Annotated in this window: 17 protein-coding genes; 8 read left to right on the top strand and 9 right to left on the bottom strand. The window is 67.1% G+C overall.

What is annotated here, in order from left to right; translation table 11 throughout:
• On the bottom strand, positions 1-1,257 hold the full coding sequence (locus ABQE89_RS24935) for an O-antigen ligase family protein (RefSeq protein WP_448421688.1): 1,257 nt from the start codon (positions 1,255-1,257) through the stop codon (positions 1-3).
• Between the two features lie 222 nt (positions 1,258-1,479).
• Between ABQE89_RS24935 and ABQE89_RS24930 the strand changes: the two genes are divergently transcribed.
• Positions 1,480-2,889, top strand: coding sequence for a tyrosine-protein kinase domain-containing protein (locus ABQE89_RS24930; RefSeq protein WP_448421686.1), 1,410 nt, complete (start codon positions 1,480-1,482; stop codon positions 2,887-2,889).
• Positions 2,890-2,996: 107 nt separating this feature from the next.
• Here ABQE89_RS24930 and ABQE89_RS24925 read toward each other — a convergent pair whose 3' ends face one another.
• The 7 genes from ABQE89_RS24925 to ABQE89_RS24895 form a co-directional block, all read right to left on the bottom strand.
• Complete coding sequence (locus ABQE89_RS24925) at positions 2,997-3,731, bottom strand: FkbM family methyltransferase (protein ID WP_448421684.1); 735 nt, start codon at positions 3,729-3,731, stop codon at positions 2,997-2,999.
• 147 nt (positions 3,732-3,878) lie between these two features.
• Positions 3,879-5,369 carry a PGRS repeat-containing protein gene (locus ABQE89_RS24920; protein ID WP_448421682.1) on the bottom strand — a complete coding sequence of 497 codons (1,491 nt, stop codon included), beginning with the start codon at positions 5,367-5,369 and terminating at the stop codon, positions 3,879-3,881.
• Positions 5,370-6,097: 728 nt separating this feature from the next.
• Entirely contained in the window at positions 6,098-6,328 is a 231-nt protein-coding gene (locus tag ABQE89_RS24915; RefSeq protein ID WP_448421680.1) for an acyl-CoA carboxylase epsilon subunit, read from the bottom strand.
• Complete coding sequence (locus ABQE89_RS24910; protein WP_448421678.1) at positions 6,325-7,965, bottom strand: acyl-CoA carboxylase subunit beta; 1,641 nt, start codon at positions 7,963-7,965, stop codon at positions 6,325-6,327. The genes ABQE89_RS24915 and ABQE89_RS24910 overlap by 4 nt, the downstream gene beginning before the upstream one ends.
• Positions 7,966-8,000: 35 nt before the next feature.
• Entirely contained in the window at positions 8,001-8,732 is a 732-nt protein-coding gene (locus ABQE89_RS24905; RefSeq protein WP_448421676.1) for an FkbM family methyltransferase, read from the bottom strand.
• 9 nt (positions 8,733-8,741) lie between these two features.
• Positions 8,742-9,929: a glycosyltransferase gene (locus tag ABQE89_RS24900; protein WP_448421674.1), complete on the bottom strand. Its 1,188-nt coding sequence runs from the start codon at positions 9,927-9,929 to the stop codon at positions 8,742-8,744.
• 42 nt (positions 9,930-9,971) lie between these two features.
• Positions 9,972-10,817 (bottom strand): glycoside hydrolase family 16 protein, encoded by an 846-nt coding sequence (locus ABQE89_RS24895; RefSeq protein ID WP_448421672.1) that lies wholly within the window; start codon positions 10,815-10,817, stop codon positions 9,972-9,974.
• A 199-nt stretch (positions 10,818-11,016) separates the two neighbouring features.
• On the opposite strand from ABQE89_RS24895, the gene ABQE89_RS24890 reads away from it, so the two are divergent.
• The 4 genes from ABQE89_RS24890 (at position 11,017) to ABQE89_RS24875 (ending at position 17,009) form a co-directional block, all read left to right on the top strand.
• Complete coding sequence (locus tag ABQE89_RS24890) at positions 11,017-12,252, top strand: family 16 glycosylhydrolase (RefSeq protein WP_448421670.1); 1,236 nt, start codon at positions 11,017-11,019, stop codon at positions 12,250-12,252.
• A gap of 1,427 nt (positions 12,253-13,679) precedes the next feature.
• Positions 13,680-14,495: a biotin--[acetyl-CoA-carboxylase] ligase gene (locus ABQE89_RS24885; RefSeq protein WP_448421752.1), complete on the top strand. Its 816-nt coding sequence runs from the start codon at positions 13,680-13,682 to the stop codon at positions 14,493-14,495.
• Positions 14,496-15,016: 521 nt separating this feature from the next.
• Positions 15,017-16,480, top strand: coding sequence for a sugar transferase (locus tag ABQE89_RS24880; RefSeq protein WP_448421668.1), 1,464 nt, complete (start codon positions 15,017-15,019; stop codon positions 16,478-16,480).
• Positions 16,481-16,490: 10 nt separating this feature from the next.
• The gene (locus ABQE89_RS24875) at positions 16,491-17,009 is read left to right on the top strand and encodes a PH domain-containing protein (RefSeq protein WP_448421666.1); all 519 of its coding nucleotides are present in this window, start codon (positions 16,491-16,493) and stop codon (positions 17,007-17,009) included.
• Here the strand turns inward: ABQE89_RS24875 and ABQE89_RS24870 are convergent.
• Positions 16,964-17,647 (bottom strand): GtrA family protein, encoded by a 684-nt coding sequence (locus ABQE89_RS24870; protein WP_448421663.1) that lies wholly within the window; start codon positions 17,645-17,647, stop codon positions 16,964-16,966. The two genes, ABQE89_RS24875 and ABQE89_RS24870, sit on opposite strands and share 46 nt — an antisense overlap.
• Positions 17,648-17,742: 95 nt before the next feature.
• Here ABQE89_RS24870 and ABQE89_RS24865 point away from each other — a divergent pair, with 95 nt between their 5' ends.
• The 3 genes from ABQE89_RS24865 to ABQE89_RS24855 are packed head-to-tail and all read left to right on the top strand — an operon-like array spanning position 17,743 to position 20,679.
• A complete protein-coding gene (locus ABQE89_RS24865; protein ID WP_448421661.1) occupies positions 17,743-18,963 on the top strand; it encodes a 5-(carboxyamino)imidazole ribonucleotide synthase in 1,221 nt (406 codons plus the stop codon).
• A gap of 1 nt (position 18,964) precedes the next feature.
• Positions 18,965-19,480 (top strand): 5-(carboxyamino)imidazole ribonucleotide mutase, encoded by a 516-nt coding sequence (gene purE / locus ABQE89_RS24860; RefSeq protein ID WP_448421750.1) that lies wholly within the window; start codon positions 18,965-18,967, stop codon positions 19,478-19,480.
• A gap of 29 nt (positions 19,481-19,509) precedes the next feature.
• Positions 19,510-20,679, top strand: a complete 1,170-nt coding sequence (locus ABQE89_RS24855; RefSeq protein ID WP_448421659.1) for an acyl-CoA dehydrogenase — start codon at positions 19,510-19,512, stop codon at positions 20,677-20,679.
• Positions 20,680-20,727 lie beyond the last annotated feature (48 nt).

Genomic DNA, 20,727 nt, shown 5'->3' with positions numbered 1-20,727 from the left:
CTACCTCCTGCTGTCCTGAAGCTGTGCGGTGGTGGCATCGTTGACGTCCTGCGACACCGGATCGGGCCCGTGGTTGCGAGCCTGTAGGTAGAGGGTGGACATGGCCGCGACGCAACCGATCGAGAAGTAGAGCAGACGGTCGGTGAGCTGGTTCTCGATGATGCCCAGCACCAGCCAGGCGCTGATCGACAAGAACAGATAACGCGCGACGACGTACCCGCGTCTGGCCAGCACCCAGGCGTCGCGTAGACACCACAGCCAGTAGATCAGCATCCCGATCAGCAGGATGGCCCCACCGGCCTGCAGACACTGCAGATAGATGCTGTGCGCGTTGACAATCGACTTCAGACCCAGGCCGGCGATCGGGAAGTTCTGGAAGTCGTCCAGCGCCTGCTGCGCCAGCCGGGTCCGCTGGTTGTCGCTGCCGCCCGCGTCGATGCCGCCGCCGAACCGCACCAGCTGGCTCAGAACGTCGCCCATGAACAATTGGGCGACAAGGAGCACCACCACCCCGGACATCACGACCGTGAGCAGCGCCTGCCGGAAGCTGACCTTCTGTCGGGGGGCGAACAGCACCGACAGCGCGCAGAACAGCAGCGCCCCCACCTGAGCGCCGCGTGATCCCGAGGCGAGCACCCCGCCGAACAGCAGAACCAGGGCAATGCCCCAAATCCACTTGAATCGATGGAAATACAGGAAGTACAGCGCGAAGGGAATCGCCAGCACGCAGGTGAAGCCCAGCATCACCGGGTGCACGGTCAGGCCGGTCTGCCGGGTGGCTTCACCTCCCGAGCCGAAGCGGATGGCGATTTCGGTCCACCCCATCAGATCGCTGACTCCCACCGCGCTCGAAACGCAGACCCCGGCGGTGAAGGCCCCCATCACCAGCTGCGGTGTGCGTTCGTAGAGCTTGGTGCACGCGATGATCGCCAACGGCACGAGAATGAGCGCGGCCAACCAGAACGCTGCCTTGGGGAAGTTGTTCGGCTCGTAGGGCGGTTCGGTGTAGCGCATGATGATGTGCGAGTAAGGGATCGGAGCCAGCCACCGGATCGCCAAACACAGGATCACCGCAATGGGCGCTATCCACACCCAAAACGGTGTCGAGAAACGCAGATCGCCGAACACGATCAACAGAAAAATCAGCCCGAGCGACAACATTAGGAAAACGTCGCCGATTTGCCCGGCGGGGAGAAACCTCAGCCCACCCCACGTCGTGGTAAAGGCCGCCAATGCCAGGCAGGCGACAGCGGCCATCGGAAATGCTTTTGGAAACGTCAGAGTGCTTCCGGCCACCGCCATTGAACCTTTCTGTGCGCACGCCCTGTCGGCGTGCGCGTCGGATTCTGCCACAGCGCGCAAGTCCGCCGCGCATCGTTTGCTAGGTTACTGTTCGTAGCCGCGGAGTCATGTAGCATCCTCACCGCGGCACGCCGTTTCTCACATGTCAATCCAGCAGTCGACTGATAGGTCAAATTAATGAACGACCAGTCACCTCGTACGGGCGCACGGGGAGTTGTCACCACCCTAGTCCGATCATGGGCACTCATTTTGGGTCTCACCGTCGCCGCCGCGCTGGGTGCGTTGGGCTATTGCTGGTGGCAGCAGCCGGACTACAAGGCGAACGCGACGGTCTACGTGACTTCGGGCACCTCGACGATGGCTTCGGCCTGGGACGGCGTGAAGTCTTCGCAGGACCGGGTGGCCACCTATGCACGGCTGGTGTACTCGGATGCGGTGCTGGCCCCCGCCATCGACGAGGCCGGTCTCGACGTTCCGCTGCAACAGGCGCGTGAGCAGGTGCAGGTCGAGGTCGATCCGCTGATCACCACCATGACGATCTCGGCCACCGACCACGATCCGCTGATCGCCCAGCGTCTGGCCAACGCGGTCTCGGATTCGCTGGCCGACGCGGTGTCGACCCTCGACGTGCCCAGCGGTGGCGGTGCCCCCGCGGCCCGGGTGACCGTCATCAACACTGCCCAGGTCGAACCGGACCCGGTGTGGCCCAAGCCGCTGATCACCATTCCCGTCGCCGCCGTGGTCGGCCTGCTGGTCGGCGTGCTGTTGGCGCTGATCCTGGAACGGCTGAACAACCGGGTGCGCGATGACAAGGACGCCGAGGTCGCGCTCGGTGCGCGGTCGCTGGGCGTCGTCCCCGCATCGGCCGACAAGATCATCGACTTCGAGTCCGACACCGGCCCCGCGGCCGAGGCGTTCCGCGGTTTGCGCACGTCGTTCGTGGCGAGCTCGCGGGACCACAACGCGCGACGCCTCGTCGTGACCAGCGCGCGGCCCGGCGCCGAGAAGACCACCGTGGCGATCAACCTGGCCGCGGCGCTGGCGCACGCGGGTAACCACGTGGTGGCGGTGGACGCCGACCTGACCGATCGCGAGCTCAGCCGCGTCACCGGCGTCAGAAACGAAGCCGGACTGGCCGACGTGCTGGCCGGCCGAGCGAATGTCGATTCCGTGTTGCTGCCGACGAAGAGCGACGGTCTGGCGGTTCTGGGTGCCGGCTCGAACGCCACGAACGGATCGGCGGACCTGCTGGCGTCCAAGGACTTCGGCCGGCTACTGGCCGAGCTCGGCAACCGCTTCGAGTACGTGATCGTCGACTGCGCGGCCGTTTTGGGCAGCAACGACGCGATCGCTTCGGCGGCCGCGGCGGACGGCATCCTGGTGGTGACCCGGCGCCGCGCCCGGCTCTCGGACCTGCACCGGGTGCAGGACCGCCTGGCGGGCGTGAAGGCCAACGTGGTGGGGATGGTCTACTGCGAGTCCGCGAAGTCGGTGCGGCAGGCCGAGGCGGAGCCGCCCAGCGAGGAACGCCGGCGGGTTGCCGACGACGAGCAGACCAGGCGCGCGCGCAGCACCCACCGCGTCTAGGGGCTGGTAGCGTCACCGAGCCCGGTAATGCGGGCTCGGTTGACGTGCGCTGATTCGCCTGCGGGACAGATGGTTTCGTGCCCGCCCGGCCTCACCGCCTGCCTACGTCACCACCGGACGGTCAGTGCGCTTCCGTAGTTGAGCTTCTCCGACATGAACGCGATGTTTGCCCGTCGTAGGTTGGGTGCCTGGTTCGGCCATTCATGGGATTGGTCGTAGATGCCCAATAGCCGGTAGCCGAAACCCTCGAGGTAGCCGACGAAATCCGCGTAGGGGACATGAAAGTCGTTCTCGGGATTCATTCCGGCCTCGACCTGAATGAGATCAATGCGGTGTTCCTTGATCAAATCCTCGGCGCCTTTGAGCACCTCCAGGTCGTAACCTTCGGTGTCGACTTTCATCAAGTTGACCGTGTCGATATTGTGCTCCGAACAGAATTCGGATGCGGTCGTGGTGACGACGGTTTCGGTTCCCGATCCGTCCATTCGGAAACTGTGCGAGTAATCGGTGTCGGTCATCATTTTCGACGTTCCCGATTCAGCCGCCAGCGCCAATTGGTGGCAGTGGATCCGCTTGTTCCAGTCGACCCGTTTGACCAACTTGTTGTATGTCTCCCGAGCCGGTTCGAAGGAGTCGATCCGGGCCTCGCGAAACGCCAGTGCGAGCTGAATCGCGGTCTGGCCCTCGTTGGCGCCGACATCGAAGATGCGGTTCACCTTCAGGTCGGGGAAGAACCGGCGCACGTCCCTGGCCAGATAAATGCCCTGGGGCAGATGCCTGGACACCGGGAAACGCAGTACTCCCGTCAGCCAACTGTGCGCGAAGAATCGCCGCGTCATCATAGGGGCCAGTGTCCTTCCTGCGGTCCAGCGCTGGCTGGAATCCTAACCATCGGTCATGCGTGCGATCACGCCGCACACCACTTGCGCCCGATGGTCGACCGATGACCCGGCCGGGCTCGACCGTCGCGGATTGTTGCGGGGCGGCGGTTAGTCGTCGGATCCGGAATCGGAGTCGGAGTCAGAGCCGTTGTCGGAACCGGTGCCGATGCCGTTCTTGCCGAGCACACCCTTGAGGATGCCGCCCGCGCCCGAGCCGGCCAGGCCGCCGAGGCCACCGAAACCGAACCCGTTCTGGGCCGTTCCGTCACCGCCGTCGCCGCCGTTGCCGCCGCGGTGGGTTGGGCTGAGACCACCGACGCCGCCGTCGCCGCCGATCGCGATCCCGTCGACGATGAACGCGTCGCCGCCGTCGCCGCCGGCCTTCGCGCCTTCGCCGAGGCCGCTGTCGCCACCCTTGCCGCCGGTGCCGCCCTTGGCTTCTCCGGTGGCGCCGTAGGCGTCGCCGCCGTTACCGCCGACCCCGCCGCGGCCCTCGACGGCCCCGTGCGCGCCGTCGCCGCCGTTGCCGCCGGTTGCGGTGCCCTCGGTGGTGACGGTGGCGGTGCCGCCGTTTCCGCCTGCGCCACCCTCGCCGTTGAAGGTGCCTGTGCCACCGTTTCCGCCGTTGCCTCCGGTGGCGTTGCCGAGGTCGGTGGTGGCGTTGCCGCCCGCGCCACCGACACCGCCCGCACCTTCGATGCCGTAGCCGCCGCCCGTTCCGCCGTCGCCGCCGGTGGCGTCGCCCGTCTGGGTCACGGCGTCTCCGCCGGCTCCGCCGGCTCCGCCGATGGCGAGCGTGATTCCCGAGGTGCGGTCGTTGTCCTTGCCCGCGTTGCCGCCCAGTCCGCCGGCGCCGCCGATCGCGTCGCCCGAGGTGCTGGTGGCCAACCCGCCCGCGCCGCCGGTCCCGCCCTCACCGATGAACGAGGTGCTACCGCCGTTGCCGCCGACACCACCGGTGGCCACGCCGTACAGACTGGTGGCCGTGCCGCCCGCGCCGCCCGCGCCGCCGATTCCGAAGTAGCCGCCGCCCGCGTTGCCGCCATGGCCGCCCGCCCCGCCGGTGGCATCGCCCTCTGCGGTGACGTTGGCGCCTGCACCGCCGTTACCGCCTCTGCCGAAGAGCATTCCGCCGTCGCCGCCGTTACCGCCCGCGCCGTTGTTGACGCCCTCGACGCCTGCGCCGCCGTTGCCCCCGTTGCCGAAGAGCAGGCCGCCGCGGCCGCCGTCTTGGCCCTCCGCGCCGTCATAGCCGTTGCCGAAGAGCAGGCCCGCGTTCGGGTTCGTCTCGTCACCGTGGCGGACGAAGACGCGGTACACGTCGGTGAACGTCGTGGGTGAGGCCGTGGGGGAGGCCGACGGCCACCCCTCCAGTGCCGTGCCGACGGCCGACGCGACGTTGCCGTTGGGCAACGGGGGGAAGCTCGCGAAATATTGGGTCAGGTTCACGCCGACGGAGGTGAACGCGTCGGTGACGTCGGGCGCCGTCGGCATGGACACGCCGCCGATGCTGCTCGGCAGGTTCGGGAACAGGTCGTCCGGCGCGGGGTCGCCGGCATCGGTACCGGGTTCGTCGACGTCCTGTTGCGCAAAGATCACCGGTTCGCTGGATTGGGACGTGTAGCCCGAATTCGGGACATCGTTATTGGCGGCGATAAGCGCATTTGGGGTAAATGATCCGAACAGCGACACCGCGATGTTCTGCGGCTGCTTTATTGACTCTTGCGGCAATTTTTCGGTCGAAAAGCCGTAAAGCAGAGCGGGTGCCGCAGCGGTCAGGAGGCCCATGGTGAACGCGGCGGAGAGAACGGCGTTCGGCTTGCTCGGCTTCGTGTGCCTGCCCGTCATATGCAAGTCCTTTTCGCAGATTCGGACGACTGGGATCCGGAATAGCTAATTAAAGGTGATTGGTCAGCAACCTTAGCGTAGGTCGATCATGATTGCCTAGCGGGTTCCCCGACTTTGGCCGTGTCGGTTCCGGGAGCGGAGGATCCGCGAGCGCTTTGCTGCAACTGGGCCAGGGGCACCGGGTCGGCCCGTCCGCAGTCTTGGGATGAGGTCCGCTCGGCAGGTCTCCGGCCTACCGCGGTCGCACGTGAGTCGAGCGAAGCCGGCGTTGACGCCGCTTTCTTGACGGGATTGTCGATCGGCGACCGGGCACTGCGAGGGCAACGTCGAGAGGCGCACCAGGCAAAGAATTAATTTTTACGCACGGGCCAATAAAAGAAAACGTCGAATTCGGCATCCCCCGAGGCCGGTGAAACGGCACTGCGCAAATGATCTCAATTTGCTTAGCAACGGCAAGCACATTGGCCGTGGGGGGCGGGTCAGCGGCGACGCATGTGGGTGCGCTCCAACAGCGTCACCCGTTGCCAACTGAAGGTCGTATAGCGCAACCGGCCGACCGGATGGCCCCACAGGTTCTCTTCCTGCTCGCGCGGCTCCGTGGCGCCGCCCGACGCAGCGGCCAGCACGGCGATCAGCGCAGCCACCTCGTGCTCGGTCGGCTCGCCCTTGACGACCTGCAGATGCGGCTCGTGGGGCTGCTGCTCGCTCATAGCGGAATGTTCCCGTGCTTCTTCGGCGGCAACTGCACGATCTTGCGTTCCAGCAGTCGCAACGCAGTCCCGATGTAGCCGCGGGTGTGCGATGGCGGGATCACCGCATCGACGTAACCGCGTTCGGCGGCGATGTAGGGGTTGACCAACGTGTCCTCGTAGTCCTGCTGCAGCTTGAGGCGCAGTGCGTCGACATCCTCGCCCTTCTTCGCGGCCTCCGACAGCTGTTGGCGGTAGACGAAGCCGACGGCTCCCGAGGCGCCCATCACCGCGATCTGCGCGGTCGGCCACGCCACGTTGACGTCGGCGCCCATGTGCTTGGAGCCCATCACGTCGTAGGCGCCGCCGTAGGCCTTGCGGGTGATCACGGTGATCTTGGCGACCGTGGCCTCGCCGTAGGCGTAGAGCAGCTTGGCGCCGCGGCGGATGATGCCGTTGTATTCCTGGTCGGTGCCCGGCAGGAACCCGGGCACGTCGACCAGCGTGACGATCGGGACGTTGAAGCAGTCACAGGTGCGCACGAACCGCGCGGCCTTCTCGGAGGCGTTGATGTCGAGGCACCCGGCGAAATGCGTGGGCTGGTTGGCGACGATGCCGACCGGCCTGCCCTCGACGCGACCGAACCCGACGACGATGTTCTGCGCGTAACCGGCCTGGACCTCCAGGAACTCCCCGTCGTCGAGAATGCGGGTGAGCACCTCGTGCATGTCGTAGGGCTGGTTGGGGGAGTCGGGGATCAGCGTGTCCAACTCGAGGTCGTCGTCGGTCAGGTTGTCCTCGATGCCGCCCTCGGGCACCGGAACCGGAAAGCGCGGCGGATCGGCGTAGTTGTTGGGCGGCAGATAGGACAGCAGTTCGCGGACGTATTCGAACGCGTCGTGCTCGCCGGTGGCCACGTAGTGCGCGGTGCCGGACTTGGCCATGTGGGTGTGCGCGCCGCCGAGTTCCTCCATCGTGACGTCCTCGCCGGTGACGGTCTTGATGACGTCGGGTCCCGTGATGAACATCTGGCTGGTCTGATCGACCATCACGACGAAGTCGGTGAGCGCGGGGGAGTAGACGTGCCCGCCCGCGGCCGCGCCCATGATCAACGAGATCTGCGGGATGACGCCGGAGGCGCGGATGTTGCGGTGGAAGATCTCGCCGTAGAGACCCAGGGACACCACGCCCTCCTGGATGCGGGCGCCCGCGCCGTCGTTGATGCCGATCAGCGGCCGGCCTGTCTTGATCGCCAGGTCCTGGACCTTCACGATCTTCTCGCCGTAGACCTCTCCGAGGCTGCCGCCGAACACCGCGACGTCCTGGCTGAAGATGCACACCTCACGGCCGTCGATGGTGCCGTAACCGGTGACCACGCCGTCGCCGAGAGGGCGCTTGGAGTCCAGTCCGAAGTTGGTGCTGCGGTGGCGCGCGAGTGCGTCGAGTTCGACGAACGAACCCTCGTCGAGGAGCCCCAGGATGCGCTCACGGGCCGTCAGCTTGCCCTTGGCGTGGATCTTCTCGACCGCCGCCTCACCGACCGGGTGCAGGGTCTCCTCGGCGCGCCTGCGCAGATCGGCCAGCTTGCCTGCGGTGGTGTGGATGTCGATCTCGTGCTCGCCTGAGGGCTCGACGGACCGCTCGCTAACGCTTGTCATGTTTGACGATGCTATCGGTCTGCGCGCGGAGTCGTTCAGCGTGCCCGGCGCGTGAACAGGAAGTCCGCCTGCACGGCGCGGCCCTCGGAGTCGTAGCTGACCGAATAGATCCCGGTCAGCGCGAACCCGTGGTCGCGCAGCCAGCCGATGACGTCGTCGGCGAAGGCCTGTCCGGCGTACAGCTCCAGGAACGAGCATTCGACGTAAACCCACTCGAACCGGTCGAGCACGTCGTCGCTGCCGGCCAACGCCTGCAACTCGAAACCCTGCACGTCGATCTTCAACAACGCGGGCGTTTCGATGTCGGCCGCGGGCACGTGTTCGGCCAGCCGGGTCACCCGTACGGTGTCGGTGTCGACCTCGGCGGTGCCGGGAAACAAGGTGTTCTGGGCGGCGGTGATCGGCAGCAGAGACGACGAGTCGTCGCGTGCCGACACGTGGATGACCGCCTCGCCGGGCGCCGGTCCGACGGCGGCGTTGACCAGCGACGTGCGGGTGTCGCCGGCGAACACCGCGCGGAAGGTCGCCGCGGGCGCGGCCAGCGGCTCGAACGAGACGATCCGGGCCTCGGGGTGGCAGTGCCGGGCGGCCAGCGCGAACTGGCCGCGGTTGGCGCCGACGTCGACGACGGTGCGCAGGCCTGCCAGGTGCCCCAGCACACCGACGTGTTCGACCGCCGCCGCGACCCGGTGGCGCGCCAATGCCCGACGCCAGGCCGCGACGGGAAGGATGCGGGCAAGTTTGCCGACCTTGGCGGCACGGTTCATCGGATGTCCTCAGCGATCAGCGGCGCGTTCGACGACGGCCTCGTATTCCTTGGTCAGCGCATCCACGATGGCCGGCCAAGAGTAGCGCTCCTGCGCGAGCCTGCGACCGACGTCGCCCATGGCCCGACGGCGGTCTGCGTCGAGCAGCAGAGTCGCAAGCCCGTCGGCCACCTCCCCGACATCGCAACGCGTCACCAATCCTGCTCGGGCAGAGGAGATTTCGGAGTGAATGTTGACCTGGTCGGAGATGACGACCGGAAGTGCGCACGCCATCGCCTCCACCACCGTCATGCCGAAGTTCTCGGTGTAGGAGGGCAACGCGAACACATCTGCGTCGACGTAGGCCTGTACCACGTCGGGCCCGCCCAGCGGCCCGACGAAGTGGGTGGCGGAGTCCAGGCCGCGTTCGGCGACCCAGCCCCGCACCTGTTGCCCGTACTCCTCGTTGTCCGGCCCCGCGATGACCAACTGCGCGTCGGGAATTCGCCTGCGGACCTCGTCGAACGCGGGCACCAGCAGGTCCAATCCCTTCTTGAAGTGCAGTCGTCCCAAGAACAACACCAAGGGTGCGTCGCCCAACCCCCAGCGCTCACGCAGCACGCCGCGCGCGGGCAGGGTGCAGTAGGTGCTCCAGTCCAACCCGTTGGGAACGATGAAGGACGGGGCCCGCAGGTTCAGAAACGCCGCCCGTTCGCGCTCGTCCTCGGCGGTGTAGTGGATGGCACCCGCCGCGTGCAGGTTGGGCAGGTCGAACGCCCGCTCGTAGAGACGCTTCAGTCGCAGTTTGCCCGTGGTGCTCCTGCCGTACAGGTACGGGTCCAGCGAGCCGTGGGGTCTGATGACGTAGGGCACCCCGCGCCGCCTGGCCAGTGCGGCCGAGGCCGTCGACGGGAACCGGTAGAGCCCGTGCACGTGGACCACGTCGAAGTCGGAGATGGCCCGCCGCAGATAACCGAACAGGCTTCGCGAAATCCGAAGGGGCTCGAAATCCACGGCGGAGTACAGCACTTGGACCGAACCGTCGCCGACGGTGTCCCAACCCGGTTCGTGGTAGACGCCGCGGGGGTGGTCGGCCGTGGTCGTCGCGATGACCACCTGGTGGCCTGCCGCCGCCTGGGCGCTGGTCAGCTTCGGCAGCACACTCGCCGGTCCGCCGTAGTGAGGCGAGAGCGTCTCCTGGACGTGCAGAATTTTCAACGCAGCGCCTCGACCGTCACGCGGCCATGTTAGCCAGCGAACCTACAGCGGGGTGTAACGGATCCAGTCGACGAGCATGGTCGCCGGGAATTGGGTGGTCTGATCCGGCGGGCCGGCCTGGCCACCCACACCCACGTTGAGGATCACGAACATCGGGTGGTTGTTGAACATCCAGCGCCCGAACGGACCGACCGAGTCGGGCGTGTACGTCGCGATCTCGGTGCCGTCGACGCCGGTGACGATCTTGTCGGGTTCCCACCGCATCCAGAACTCGTGCCAGTCGTTGAGCACATCGAACGGCGCCTTGTCGGCCTTGTCGATGCCGGGGGCGTGCAGGCCGGAACCGGCCAGGTAGCCGGCCACGTCGATGATGTCGATCTCGCCCGAGCGAGGCCAGCCGACGGCGGGCAGGTCGGTGCCGAGTAGCCAGAACGAGGGCAGCAGCCCGGTGGCGCCCGGAACGCGGATGCGCGCGCGCAGGTCGCCGTAGCACAGCTCGAACTTGCCCAGGGTGTGCACGCGCGCGCTGGTGTACTCGAACGGCGGGTACGGCGGCACCACGATCGTCTCCCGCAGGACGTTGATCGCGAGGTTGCCGTTTCCGTCCAGCGACGCATTGCGCGGGGAGTCGGTGTAGACCTGCAGCTTGCCGCCGGTCAGCTGGTAGCTCCACATGGCGGGATCCGGCGGGGCGCCCGCGGGTCCGTTGAACTCGTCGGCGCGCGGCGCCGCGGGCGGGCAACTCGGCCCGGCGTGCTCGGCGTGGCTGACCCTGGTGCAGCCCGACATCATCAACAGCGAGATCGACATGGCGACCGCGACGGCGGCCCGCAGCAGTGTCCAACCCGATATCCGGCGCGACCGTTTTCCGGCGACGTGATCGACCATCGCAACCTTTCAAGCCTCAAGCCTGTGAGCCACGGCGGCGAACCGCCGCACGTCCGTTTGCCAACCTACAGGCGGCTGTACCCGCGATCGTCGTGCCCAAACCGCAGGTCGATATCGCATTGTTACCAAAGTGATAGATGAGGCTGTTGTTACTTCCACTTACACAAGGGAAGCTGAGCCAGATCTTCCTCTGATCTTGATGACTTCCAAGGAGCACGCAGTGCCGCGTCTGCGCTCGATCTTTGCCCTACTGGTTGCCCTGGCGACGGCGACATCGCTCGCGTCGGTCGCATGGGCCGCCGACACCACCACCGTCCAGGCCGACACCATGACCTTGGCGCCGGCGACCGCGGGTGAGGTGATCGACGATGCCGCGGCGTCGGGGGGCAAGGCGCTGCAGATGCGGTCGAACTCGGTGGCGTCGATCGCCGTCACCACCACCGTGGTGAAGGAGATCGTGGTGGTGGCGCGCGGCAAATGGTGTTTCGGCCCGCCGAGCATGACGGTGCTCGTCAACGACAGTCCGGTCCGCACCGAATCGGTGAAGCCGACCACGTGGACCCCGTATTCGATACCGGTCTCGCTGTCGGCGGGGAACCACACCATTGCGGTGAAGTTCGACACCGACTTCAACCTGCTCGGCTGTGACCGCAGCGTCTTCTTGGACAAGGTGTCCATCGTCGCCGGCGAGGGTCCGCCGCCGCCGCCGGTCACCTGCCAGAGCTCTCCGCAGGCGGCCACCCAGCCCTTCGCCGACGAGTTCGAGGGCCCCGCGGGCGAGCGCCCCAACCCGCAGGTCTGGAGCTACCAGACGGCGGGAGGCAATCTGCAGATCAACACCGACAAGACCGAGAACGCGTCGCTGGACGGCAACGGCAACCTCGCGATCAACGCGATCAAGGAGCGGGTGTATGTGTGGCCGTACGGCTGGTACGACTACACCAGCGCCCGCCTGCACTCGTTGGACAAGTTCGCCATCTGCTACGGCACCCTGCGGGCGCGCATGAAGATTCCCAACGGGCAGGGGGTCAAGCCGGCGCTGTTCCTGCTGGGCACCGACATCATGAGCAAGGGGTGGCCGGCCGCGGGCGAGGTCGACATCATCGACAGCGCCGACCGGCTGTCCGGGTCGGGAATGCACGGCACCGGATTCAGCCTGGCCAACAAGGCGCCGTTCGACGTCACCGGAAACTGGCACGAGTTCTGGATGCGGTGGGAACCCGACAAGATCGTCACCGGGGTCGACAACCACGAGATCGCGACCTACACGCCGGCGTCGCTGCCGCAGGGAGCGGTGTGGCCGTTCAACGACCACCCGATGTTCCCGACCTTCGGCGTCACGATCGGCGGTCAGGGACCTCCGCCCAATGAGAGCACGGTGTTCCCGGCCACCATGCTGATCGACTGGATCCGCTACACACCCCCGTCGAGCTGAGCGGTGTCGGGCGAGTAGGTCACGCCGGACAGCACCCCTATGCTGGACGCCGGTTGGCGATCCGGGACAAGCGAAAAGGGGCCGATGTTGGCCGAATTGGGTCGAGGGTTGGTCGAGGTTGCGGTGACGGCTCCGTGACCAAGACCGTCGCCCCGCGGCGGCTGCGGGCGATGTCCGGTGGCATCGACCAAGCTTTCTCCAGCATCAGCAACGGCCTGATCGTGTTCGCGGTCGCCGTGGCGGCCTCGCCGGACGCCTTCGGGCTCATCACGATTCTGATGACCCTGCTGGTGGCGCTGTTGGCCTGCCTGCGCGGCGGCCTGGGCATCCCGCTGCTGCAGACGGCCAACCAGTCCGCCGCCGACATCCGGCGCGGTGGGGCGCTGGCCGTGAGCACCGCGTTGGCGGTCAGCCCGGTGCTCGTCATCGCCATGCTGCCCTTCACCCCACGCCTCGGTTTCGCGGCCATCGCGCTGGCGGTGTCCGCGCCGTTCGTCCTCGGCCAGGATCTGCTGCGGTATGTCGCGATGACCATCGGACGCCCCCAGGTGGCGGCGCTGTGGGACGGCATCTGGTGTCTGGGTGCGTTCGTGGCGCTGGTGTGCGCCTGGCTGCAACTGCCCTACGTGAACCCCGGCACGATCCTGGCCAGTTGGGGCTTCCTCGCGGCGGTGGGGTTCGTCGCTATGGCGATCAGCCTGCGGGTCGCGCCGACGATGCGCGGCTTCGTCGAGTGGATCAGAAACGACTGGCAGCACCGGGTCCGGTTCGCCGTCGACGCAGGCCTCGAGCAGACCGGTGTGCTGATCGTCTTCGTCTTGGTGACCGCACTGATGAGCGCCGACACCACCGGCGCGCTGCGGGGTGCGATGGCGCTGTTCGCCCCCATCGGGATCATCGGCGCCGCCGTGCAGATCGTGCTGATCCCCGAGAGCGTTCGGGCCTCGGCCACCCCGCGACAGGTGTGGCGGATTCTCGCGCACATCACGGCATGGACGGCACTTGCCACCGCCACAATCGGGCTCGTCTTCTATCTGATCCCGGCCAAGGTCGGCTTCTACCTGCTCGGTGAGTCGTTCATTCCCGCCCAGAGCATCATGATCCCGACCACCGCGTGGTTCGTCGCGGCGTGCCTGTCGGTTGTGCAATCGCTGTTCCTGCGCACGTTCAACAAGAGCCGCCAGGTCCTCATGATGAAGGTCACCTACACCGTGGCGCAGCTCGCCGCCGCCCTGGTGGCGGCGGTGTGGATCAAGAGCGCCTACGGCGTCGCGACCGCACTCGCGATCCAGACGCTCGGGACGGCAGTGTTCTTCCTGTTCCTGTGGCCGCCCTGGCGGCTGCAGGTCGACCGCAAGGAACCCGACCCCGAACTGGCCGACGTGGCCGTCATCGAAGACCCGGTCTCGCCGGTGCGCCCCCCGGCGATCGCCGAGCCGGCACACCACGGTCCGCCGCCGCTGTCGGTCGCCGAGTTGCGCGCAGGCCTCACCGGACCCGGGCGGCCGTGGCGGCGACTGGACGTCGTCGACCAGACCGGCTCGACCAACGCCGATCTGCTCGCCAGGGCGGCCGCCGGGGAGGACATCGGCGGCGCCGTGCTGATCGCCGAACACCAGACCGCGGGCCGGGGCCGGGTCGGGCGCAGTTGGGTGGACACCCCACGCGCCCAGATCGCGCTCTCGGTCGGCGTGGACGCCACGACGGTGCCCACGGACAGCTGGGGGCTGTTGCCCCTGGCGACCGGCGTCGCGGTGGTCGACGCGGTGGCCGCCGAGACCGGTCTGCGGGCACATTTGAAGTGGCCCAACGACGTGCTGGTCGGCGACGCCAAGCTGGCGGGCATTCTGGCCGAGGTGGCCTCGCCGAAACCGGTGATCGTCGTCGGAGTCGGGCTCAACGTCACGCTGCGCCCGCAGGTAGTCGGCCAGCCGAACGCCACCTCGCTGCTGGAGTTGGGGCTGACCGACCCGGATCGGGACCGGCTGACCCACCGGCTACTGCTCGAACTCGCCCGCCGCATCGACGCCTGGCGGGACGCTGCGACGCAACAGACGCTGGTGCGCGACTACCTCGACCGCAGCGCGACCGTCGGGACCCAGGTGCGGGTCATGCTGCCGGCCGGCACCGAGATCGTCGGGACGGCGACGTCGGTGGACGGCCAGGGCCGATTGATCGTCGAGGCCGACGGCCGGACCCACGTCGTCTCCGCAGGCGACGTGGTGCACCTGCGTGGGCTCTGAGCATCTGAGCCGGACGAAATCGCCGGTAGAACGTGTTTCAGTGTACTTCGCTGGCTTCGTGCCGCAGCGCATGTTCTGCGGGAACTTTGATGTTCAAGTACCCTGCCGCGGCCGCACTCGGCACAATGACACAAGCGCTTTGCTGACTTTCGTCGACGCGCATCTTGATTCGTCAATCTCCGGGCTTGCTAATGGCGGATGCGGAGCGTGCTTGCTCCCGATGGAAGCCGCATGGGCGTGGTCCACAAGCTCGCTGAAATGCGCCTATCAGGCGGTTTAGCACGGTGGTACTCCGCCGTCTCCCTTCGCTGGCGATATGCGGCCGCTGGGTACCGGCCAGTGCGGCCGGTGTGGGTGGCCGGTTTGATGGCAGCGAGGAAAAATGGAATAGCTAGTTTCTTCCATGAAGTAGCTGAAGTCTGCTAGCGTTGCCATTCATCAACGACTTGAGCGCGCCGGAGTTACGTGCAGCCCTACGGCGCGACCGGTCATCAGACGTATTAGCCGGGAGGAACGGCCGGATGACCTCTGTGATGACGCTTCGCGACACGGTTTCGCGGACCGCATGGCAGAAGAACTACGCGCGGCGCCTCGTCATCACTGACACGCTGGTCGTATGCGGGGCCATCGCGCTTGCGCAATACGTCCGGTTCGGCCGGGTCGCGGCCCTCGACGAGTTCACCAACCGCTACATCGTTTTGTTCTCGACCTCCTTCGCGGTGATCTGGCTGCTGGCGCTGGCGATCCTGCGCACCCGCTCCACGCGCGTGCTCGGGGCGGGCCCCGAGGAGTACCGGGGGATCATCAACGCCACGTTCTGGACCTTCGGCCTGATCGCGATCGTCAGCCTCATCACCCAGACAGATGTGGCGCGCGGCTATCTGATCATCGCGCTGCCCACGGGCTGTATCGGTTTGTTGATCAGCCGCCGACTGTGGCGCCAGCAGTTGTCCAGCGGCAGGGCCAAGGGCAACTTCCAGACCGCTGTGGTGGCGATCGGATCGGCCGACGCGGTGGAAACGCTCGCCAGTGAGCTGACCCGCGACCCGCGCGCCGGCTATCGCATTGTCGGCGTGGGCATTCCCGGTTATGGAGAGGGTCGCGGCGAGACCATCACCGTCAACGGCCACGAGGTACCCGTCCTCGGCGACGAGGTGTCCGCCCTCGACGCGGTCAAGGATGTCGGCGCCGACACCGTCGCGGTCACGGGTTCCGACCATTTCGGCGTGCACGGCATCCGCGAACTGATGTGGCGGCTGGAAGCCGTCGACGTCGATCTTGTCGTCTCGCCAGGTGTCGTCGACGTCGCGGGCGCGCGCCTGTCGATGCGGCCGGTGGCGGGATTCCCGCTCGTGCATGTGGAGAAGCCGCAGTATCAGGGCGCCGAGCGGATGGGCAAGCGGGCCTTCGACTTCTGCTTCGCGCTGGCGGCCCTGATCGGCATGTCGCCATTGCTGCTGCTGGCCGCGATCGCGGTCAAGCTGACCAGCGCCGGGCCGGTGTTCTACGCCGCCGAGCGAATCGGACTCAACGGTCAACCGTTCCGGATGCTGAAGTTCCGCACCATGGTGGTCGACGCCGACAAGCAACTCGATGTGCTCTGGCAGCTCAACGAGGTGAAGGGCGGGGTGCTGTTCAAGCTGCGCGACGACCCGCGGGTCACCCCCGTCGGCCGCATCCTGCGCCGGTTCAGCATCGACGAGTTACCGCAATTCATCAACGTTCTGCGGCGCGAGATGAGCGTCGTCGGGCCTCGCCCGCCGCTGCCGCGCGAGGTGGAGAAGTATGACCCCGCGGTGCGCCGGCGCCTGCTGGTCAAGCCCGGCATCACCGGTCTGTGGCAAGTCAGCGGACGCTCCGATCTGTCCTGGGAAGAGTCGGTCCGGCTGGATCTGTCCTACGTCGAGAACTGGTCGATGGCAAGCGATCTGATCATCTGCGCCAAGACCCTCAAGGCAGTGCTCGGAAGCAACGGCGCCTACTGAGCCGCAGCCGATGGGCTACCCCGACAATGTGCTCGCACGGGACGAACAGGTCGTCCTTCACCGTCATCCGCACTGGAAGCGGCTGATCTTTCCGGCGCTGGTGTTGATCGCCGCCAGCGCGGCTGCGGCGTTCGGCGTCGGGTTCGTCACCCAGTCCGACTGGTCAGACACGGCACGCAATGTCGTGCTGGGTGTGATCGCCGCGATCTGGGTGATCGTCGTCGGATGGTTGTCGCTGTGGCCGTTCTTGTCCTGGCTGACAACACATTTCGTGATCACCGACCGCAGGGTGATGTTCCGTCACGGGTTGCTCACGCGCAGCGGCATCGACATCCCGCTGGCGCGGATCAACAGCGTCGAGTTCCGCCACGCTCTGGTCGACCGGATGCTGAGGACCGGCACACTGATCATCGAATCAGCGTCGCAGGACCCGTTGGAGTTCAACGACATACCACGTGTCGAGCAGGTGCATTCCCTGCTCTATCACGAAGTCTTCGACACGTTGGGTTCCGAGGAGTCGCCGAGCTGAGCCAGCCGCCTGGCGCGGCGGGAGGGCCTGCGCAGCGGCGTGACGTTTCCGGTCGCGGCGACGGGGTGCAGCGCCGGGTCGAGATGATCCTCGATGGCCTCGGCGATCCCGCCGTCGGTGAGCGTGGACTCGATCGCCTTGTCGGGGTTCCGGCCGAACTCGTCGGGGAACACCCAGCGGCGAAACGCCCAGAACCGGAAGCCCATCTGCAACAGGTTGCCGACAATGTAGGCCGCGATGAAGTCCGCGATGTTCTCGACGGTCAGGCTGACTTCGGGGACCCGCAACATCAACACATAACTGGAGAACCACAGCGGCGCCATCGAAAGCAGCACGCCGACGCCGCTGAACGCGAAGAACATGAACGCTTCATGGTGGCGTTCGCGCCCGCCACGGTCACGGAAGCTCCACTCCCGATTGAGGATGTAGGAGGCGATCACCGCGACGATGCCCGCGATGATCTTCGCCGTGACGGGTTTGGGCTCCAGCACCGTCAACTTCAGCGTGAAGAACACCGCCGAATCGATGACGAAAGTGGTGGCGCCGACGATCGCGAACTTGATCAGTTCATGGTGCCGTTCGAAGTACGGCCGGATGGGCCGGGGCAGCCGCGCGATGGTCGCATCGGTAAAGGACACAACAGGACAGTGTACGGAAATCGGCGGGATTACGTGTAGCCGCGCAGGTCGCGGCCGGTGAAACGGCGCATCGAGGGCATGACAACATAACGCGTGTGCTGAGAGCCTCGGAGGCGCCCCCGGTGGTGGCGATGATCGGCGGTGGACAGCTCGCGAGGATGACGCACGCGGCGGCCATCGCGCTGGGCCAGACCCTGCGTGTGCTGGCCGTTTCGCCCGACGATCCGGCCGCGCAGGTCACCCCCGACGTGGTGATCGGTGCCCACACCGACCTCGACGCGCTGCGGCGCGCGGCCGCGGGCGCCGACGTGCTGACCTTCGATCACGAGCACGTGCCCACCGAGTTCCTGGACAAACTGGTCGCCGAGGGGGTGACGGTGTCACCGCCCCCGCAGGCGTTGATCCACGCCCAGGACAAGCTCGTCATGCGGCGCCGGCTTGCCGCCGTCGGCGCTCCGGTGCCGCGGTTCGACGAGGCCGCCACTGTTGCCGACGTGGACGCCTTCGCCGCGCGTATCGACGGGCCGATCGTGGTCAAGGCCGCACGCGGGGGTTACGACGGCCGTGGGGTCACGTTGACCCGAGACCTCGCCGATGCCCGTGAGGTGGTCGGCAACTACCTCGCCGACGGTGTCGCCGTGCTGCTCGAGGAGAAGGTGCAGATGCGCCGGGAACTGGCGGCGCTGGTGGCGCGGTCGCCGTTCGGGCAGGGCGCGGCCTGGCCGGTGGTGCAGACCGTGCAGCGCGACGGCATCTGTGTCGAGGTCGTCGCGCCCGCACCGGGACTGGACGGCGAGCTGGCCCGGGCGGCGACCCACCTGGGGTTGAAGCTGGCCGATGACCTCGGTGTGGTCGGGGTGCTCGCCGTCGAGCTGTTCGAGACCGTCGACGGCGCGTTGCTGGTCAACGAGTTGGCGATGCGACCGCACAACTCCGGCCACTGGACCATCGACGGCGCCCGCACCAGCCAGTTCGAACAGCACCTGCGCGCGGTGCTGGACTACCCGCTCGGCGACACGGCGCCGATCGCCCCGGTGACCGTGATGGCCAACGTGCTGGGCGCGGCGCAGCCGCCCGCGATGAGCCTCGATGAACGACTGCACCACCTGTTCGGGCGAATGCCCGAGGTCAGGGTGGAGCTGTACGGCAAGGCCGAGCGGGCCGGCCGCAAGCTGGGCCACGTCAACATCCTGGGCGCCGCCGACGGCGCTCTGGACGACGCGGCGTACGTGACGAACGTGCGTGAACGGGCCGCGCGGGCGGCACACTGGTTGTCTCACGCGCAATGGACCGACGGATGGGATGGTGGCCACTGATATGCCGCAGCCGAAGCAGCCTCGGGTGGGTGTGATCATGGGCAGCGACAGTGACTGGCCCGTCATGGAGGCCGCCGCGCACGCGCTGGCCGAATTCGGCGTGCCCTTCGAGGTCGGGGTCGTCTCGGCCCATCGCACGCCGGACCGGATGCTCGAGTATGCGCACGGCGCGGCCGGGCGGGGGATCGAGGTCATCATCGCCGGCGCGGGCGGCGCCGCGCATCTGCCCGGCATGGTCGCGTCGGCCACGCCGCTGCCGGTGATCGGCGTCCCGGTGCCGCTGGCCGAACTGGACGGACTGGACTCGCTGCTGTCCATCGCGCAGATGCCCGCCGGGGTGCCGGTGGCCACGGTGTCGATCGGCGGAGCCCGCAACGCCGGGCTGCTGGCGGTGCGCATGTTGGGAGCCGCCGACCCGGGCCTGCGGCAGCGGATGGAAGTATTTCAGTCAGAACTCGCCGCCACCGTGTTGCAGAAGGACGCCGCGCTTCGCGACCGCCTGCTCGGGGGCGAGTAAATTCACTGGCGAGTAGCAAGGAGTTCGTCATGGCCGGTTTCGCGGGAAATCCCGATTTCGATCTGTTCCAGCTGTCCGACGAGCACAACGAGCTGCGTGAGGTGTTGCGGTCGCTGTGTGAGAAGGAGATCGCGCCATACGCGGCCGACGTCGACGAGAACTCCCGGTTCCCGGACGAGGCGCTCAAGGCGCTCAACGAGGCGGGCTTCTCGGCGGTGCACGTGCCCGAGGAGTACGGCGGGCAGGGGGCCGACTCGGTTGCCACTTGCATCGTCATCGAGGAGGTCGCGCGCGTCGACGCGTCGGCCTCGCTGATACCCGCGGTCAACAAGCTCGGCACCACGGGCCTGCTGTTGGCGGGCTCGGAGGACCTGAAGAAGCAGGTGCTGCCGTCGCTGGCCGCCGGCGAGGCGATGGCCTCCTATGCGCTCTCGGAGCGCGAAGCCGGCAGCGATGCGGCCTCGATGCGCACCCGCGCCCGCGAGGACGGCGACTCCTGGGTTCTCAACGGCACCAAGTGCTGGATCACCAACGGCGGCCGGTCCACCTGGTACACCGTGATGGCCGTGACCGATCCGGACAAGGGCGCCAACGGTATCTCGGCGTTCATGGTGCACAAGGACGACGAGGGCTTCACCGTCGGCCCGAAGGAAAAGAAGCTCGGCATCAAGGGCTCGCCCACCACGGAGCTGTACTTCGAGGACTGCCGCATTCCCGGCGACCGCATCATCGGCGAGCCCGGTACCGGTTTCAAGACCGCGCTGCGGACCCTCGACCACACCAGGCCCACCATCGGTGCGCAGGCGGTGGGTATCGCGCAGGGCGCCGTCGACGCCGCCATCGCCTACACCAAGGAGCGCAAGCAGTTCGGCAAGCCGGTCAGCGATTTCCAGGGTGTGCAGTTCATGCTCGCCGACATGGCGATGAAGGTAGAGGCGGCCCGGCTGATGGTCTACAGTGCGGCCGCGCGCGCCGAACGCGGCGAAGCCGCACTGGGATTCATCTCCTCGGCGTCGAAGTGTTTTGCCTCCGACATCGCGATGGAGGTCACCACCGACGCCGTGCAGTTGTTCGGCGGCTACGGCTACACGGTGGACTTCCCGGTCGAGCGGATGATGCGCGACGCGAAGATCACCCAGATCTACGAGGGCACCAACCAGATTCAGCGCGTAGTGATGGCGCGCGCGCTGCTGTCCTGACGGTCATGTCGCTGTAGGCACGGGGCGTCGTTTCGGCGCCTGTCCAGT

The organism is Mycolicibacterium sp. XJ1819 (genome assembly GCF_053483675.1).
The sequence above is the reverse complement of the archived record's forward strand: the minus strand, read 5'-3'. Positions and strand labels throughout refer to the sequence as shown.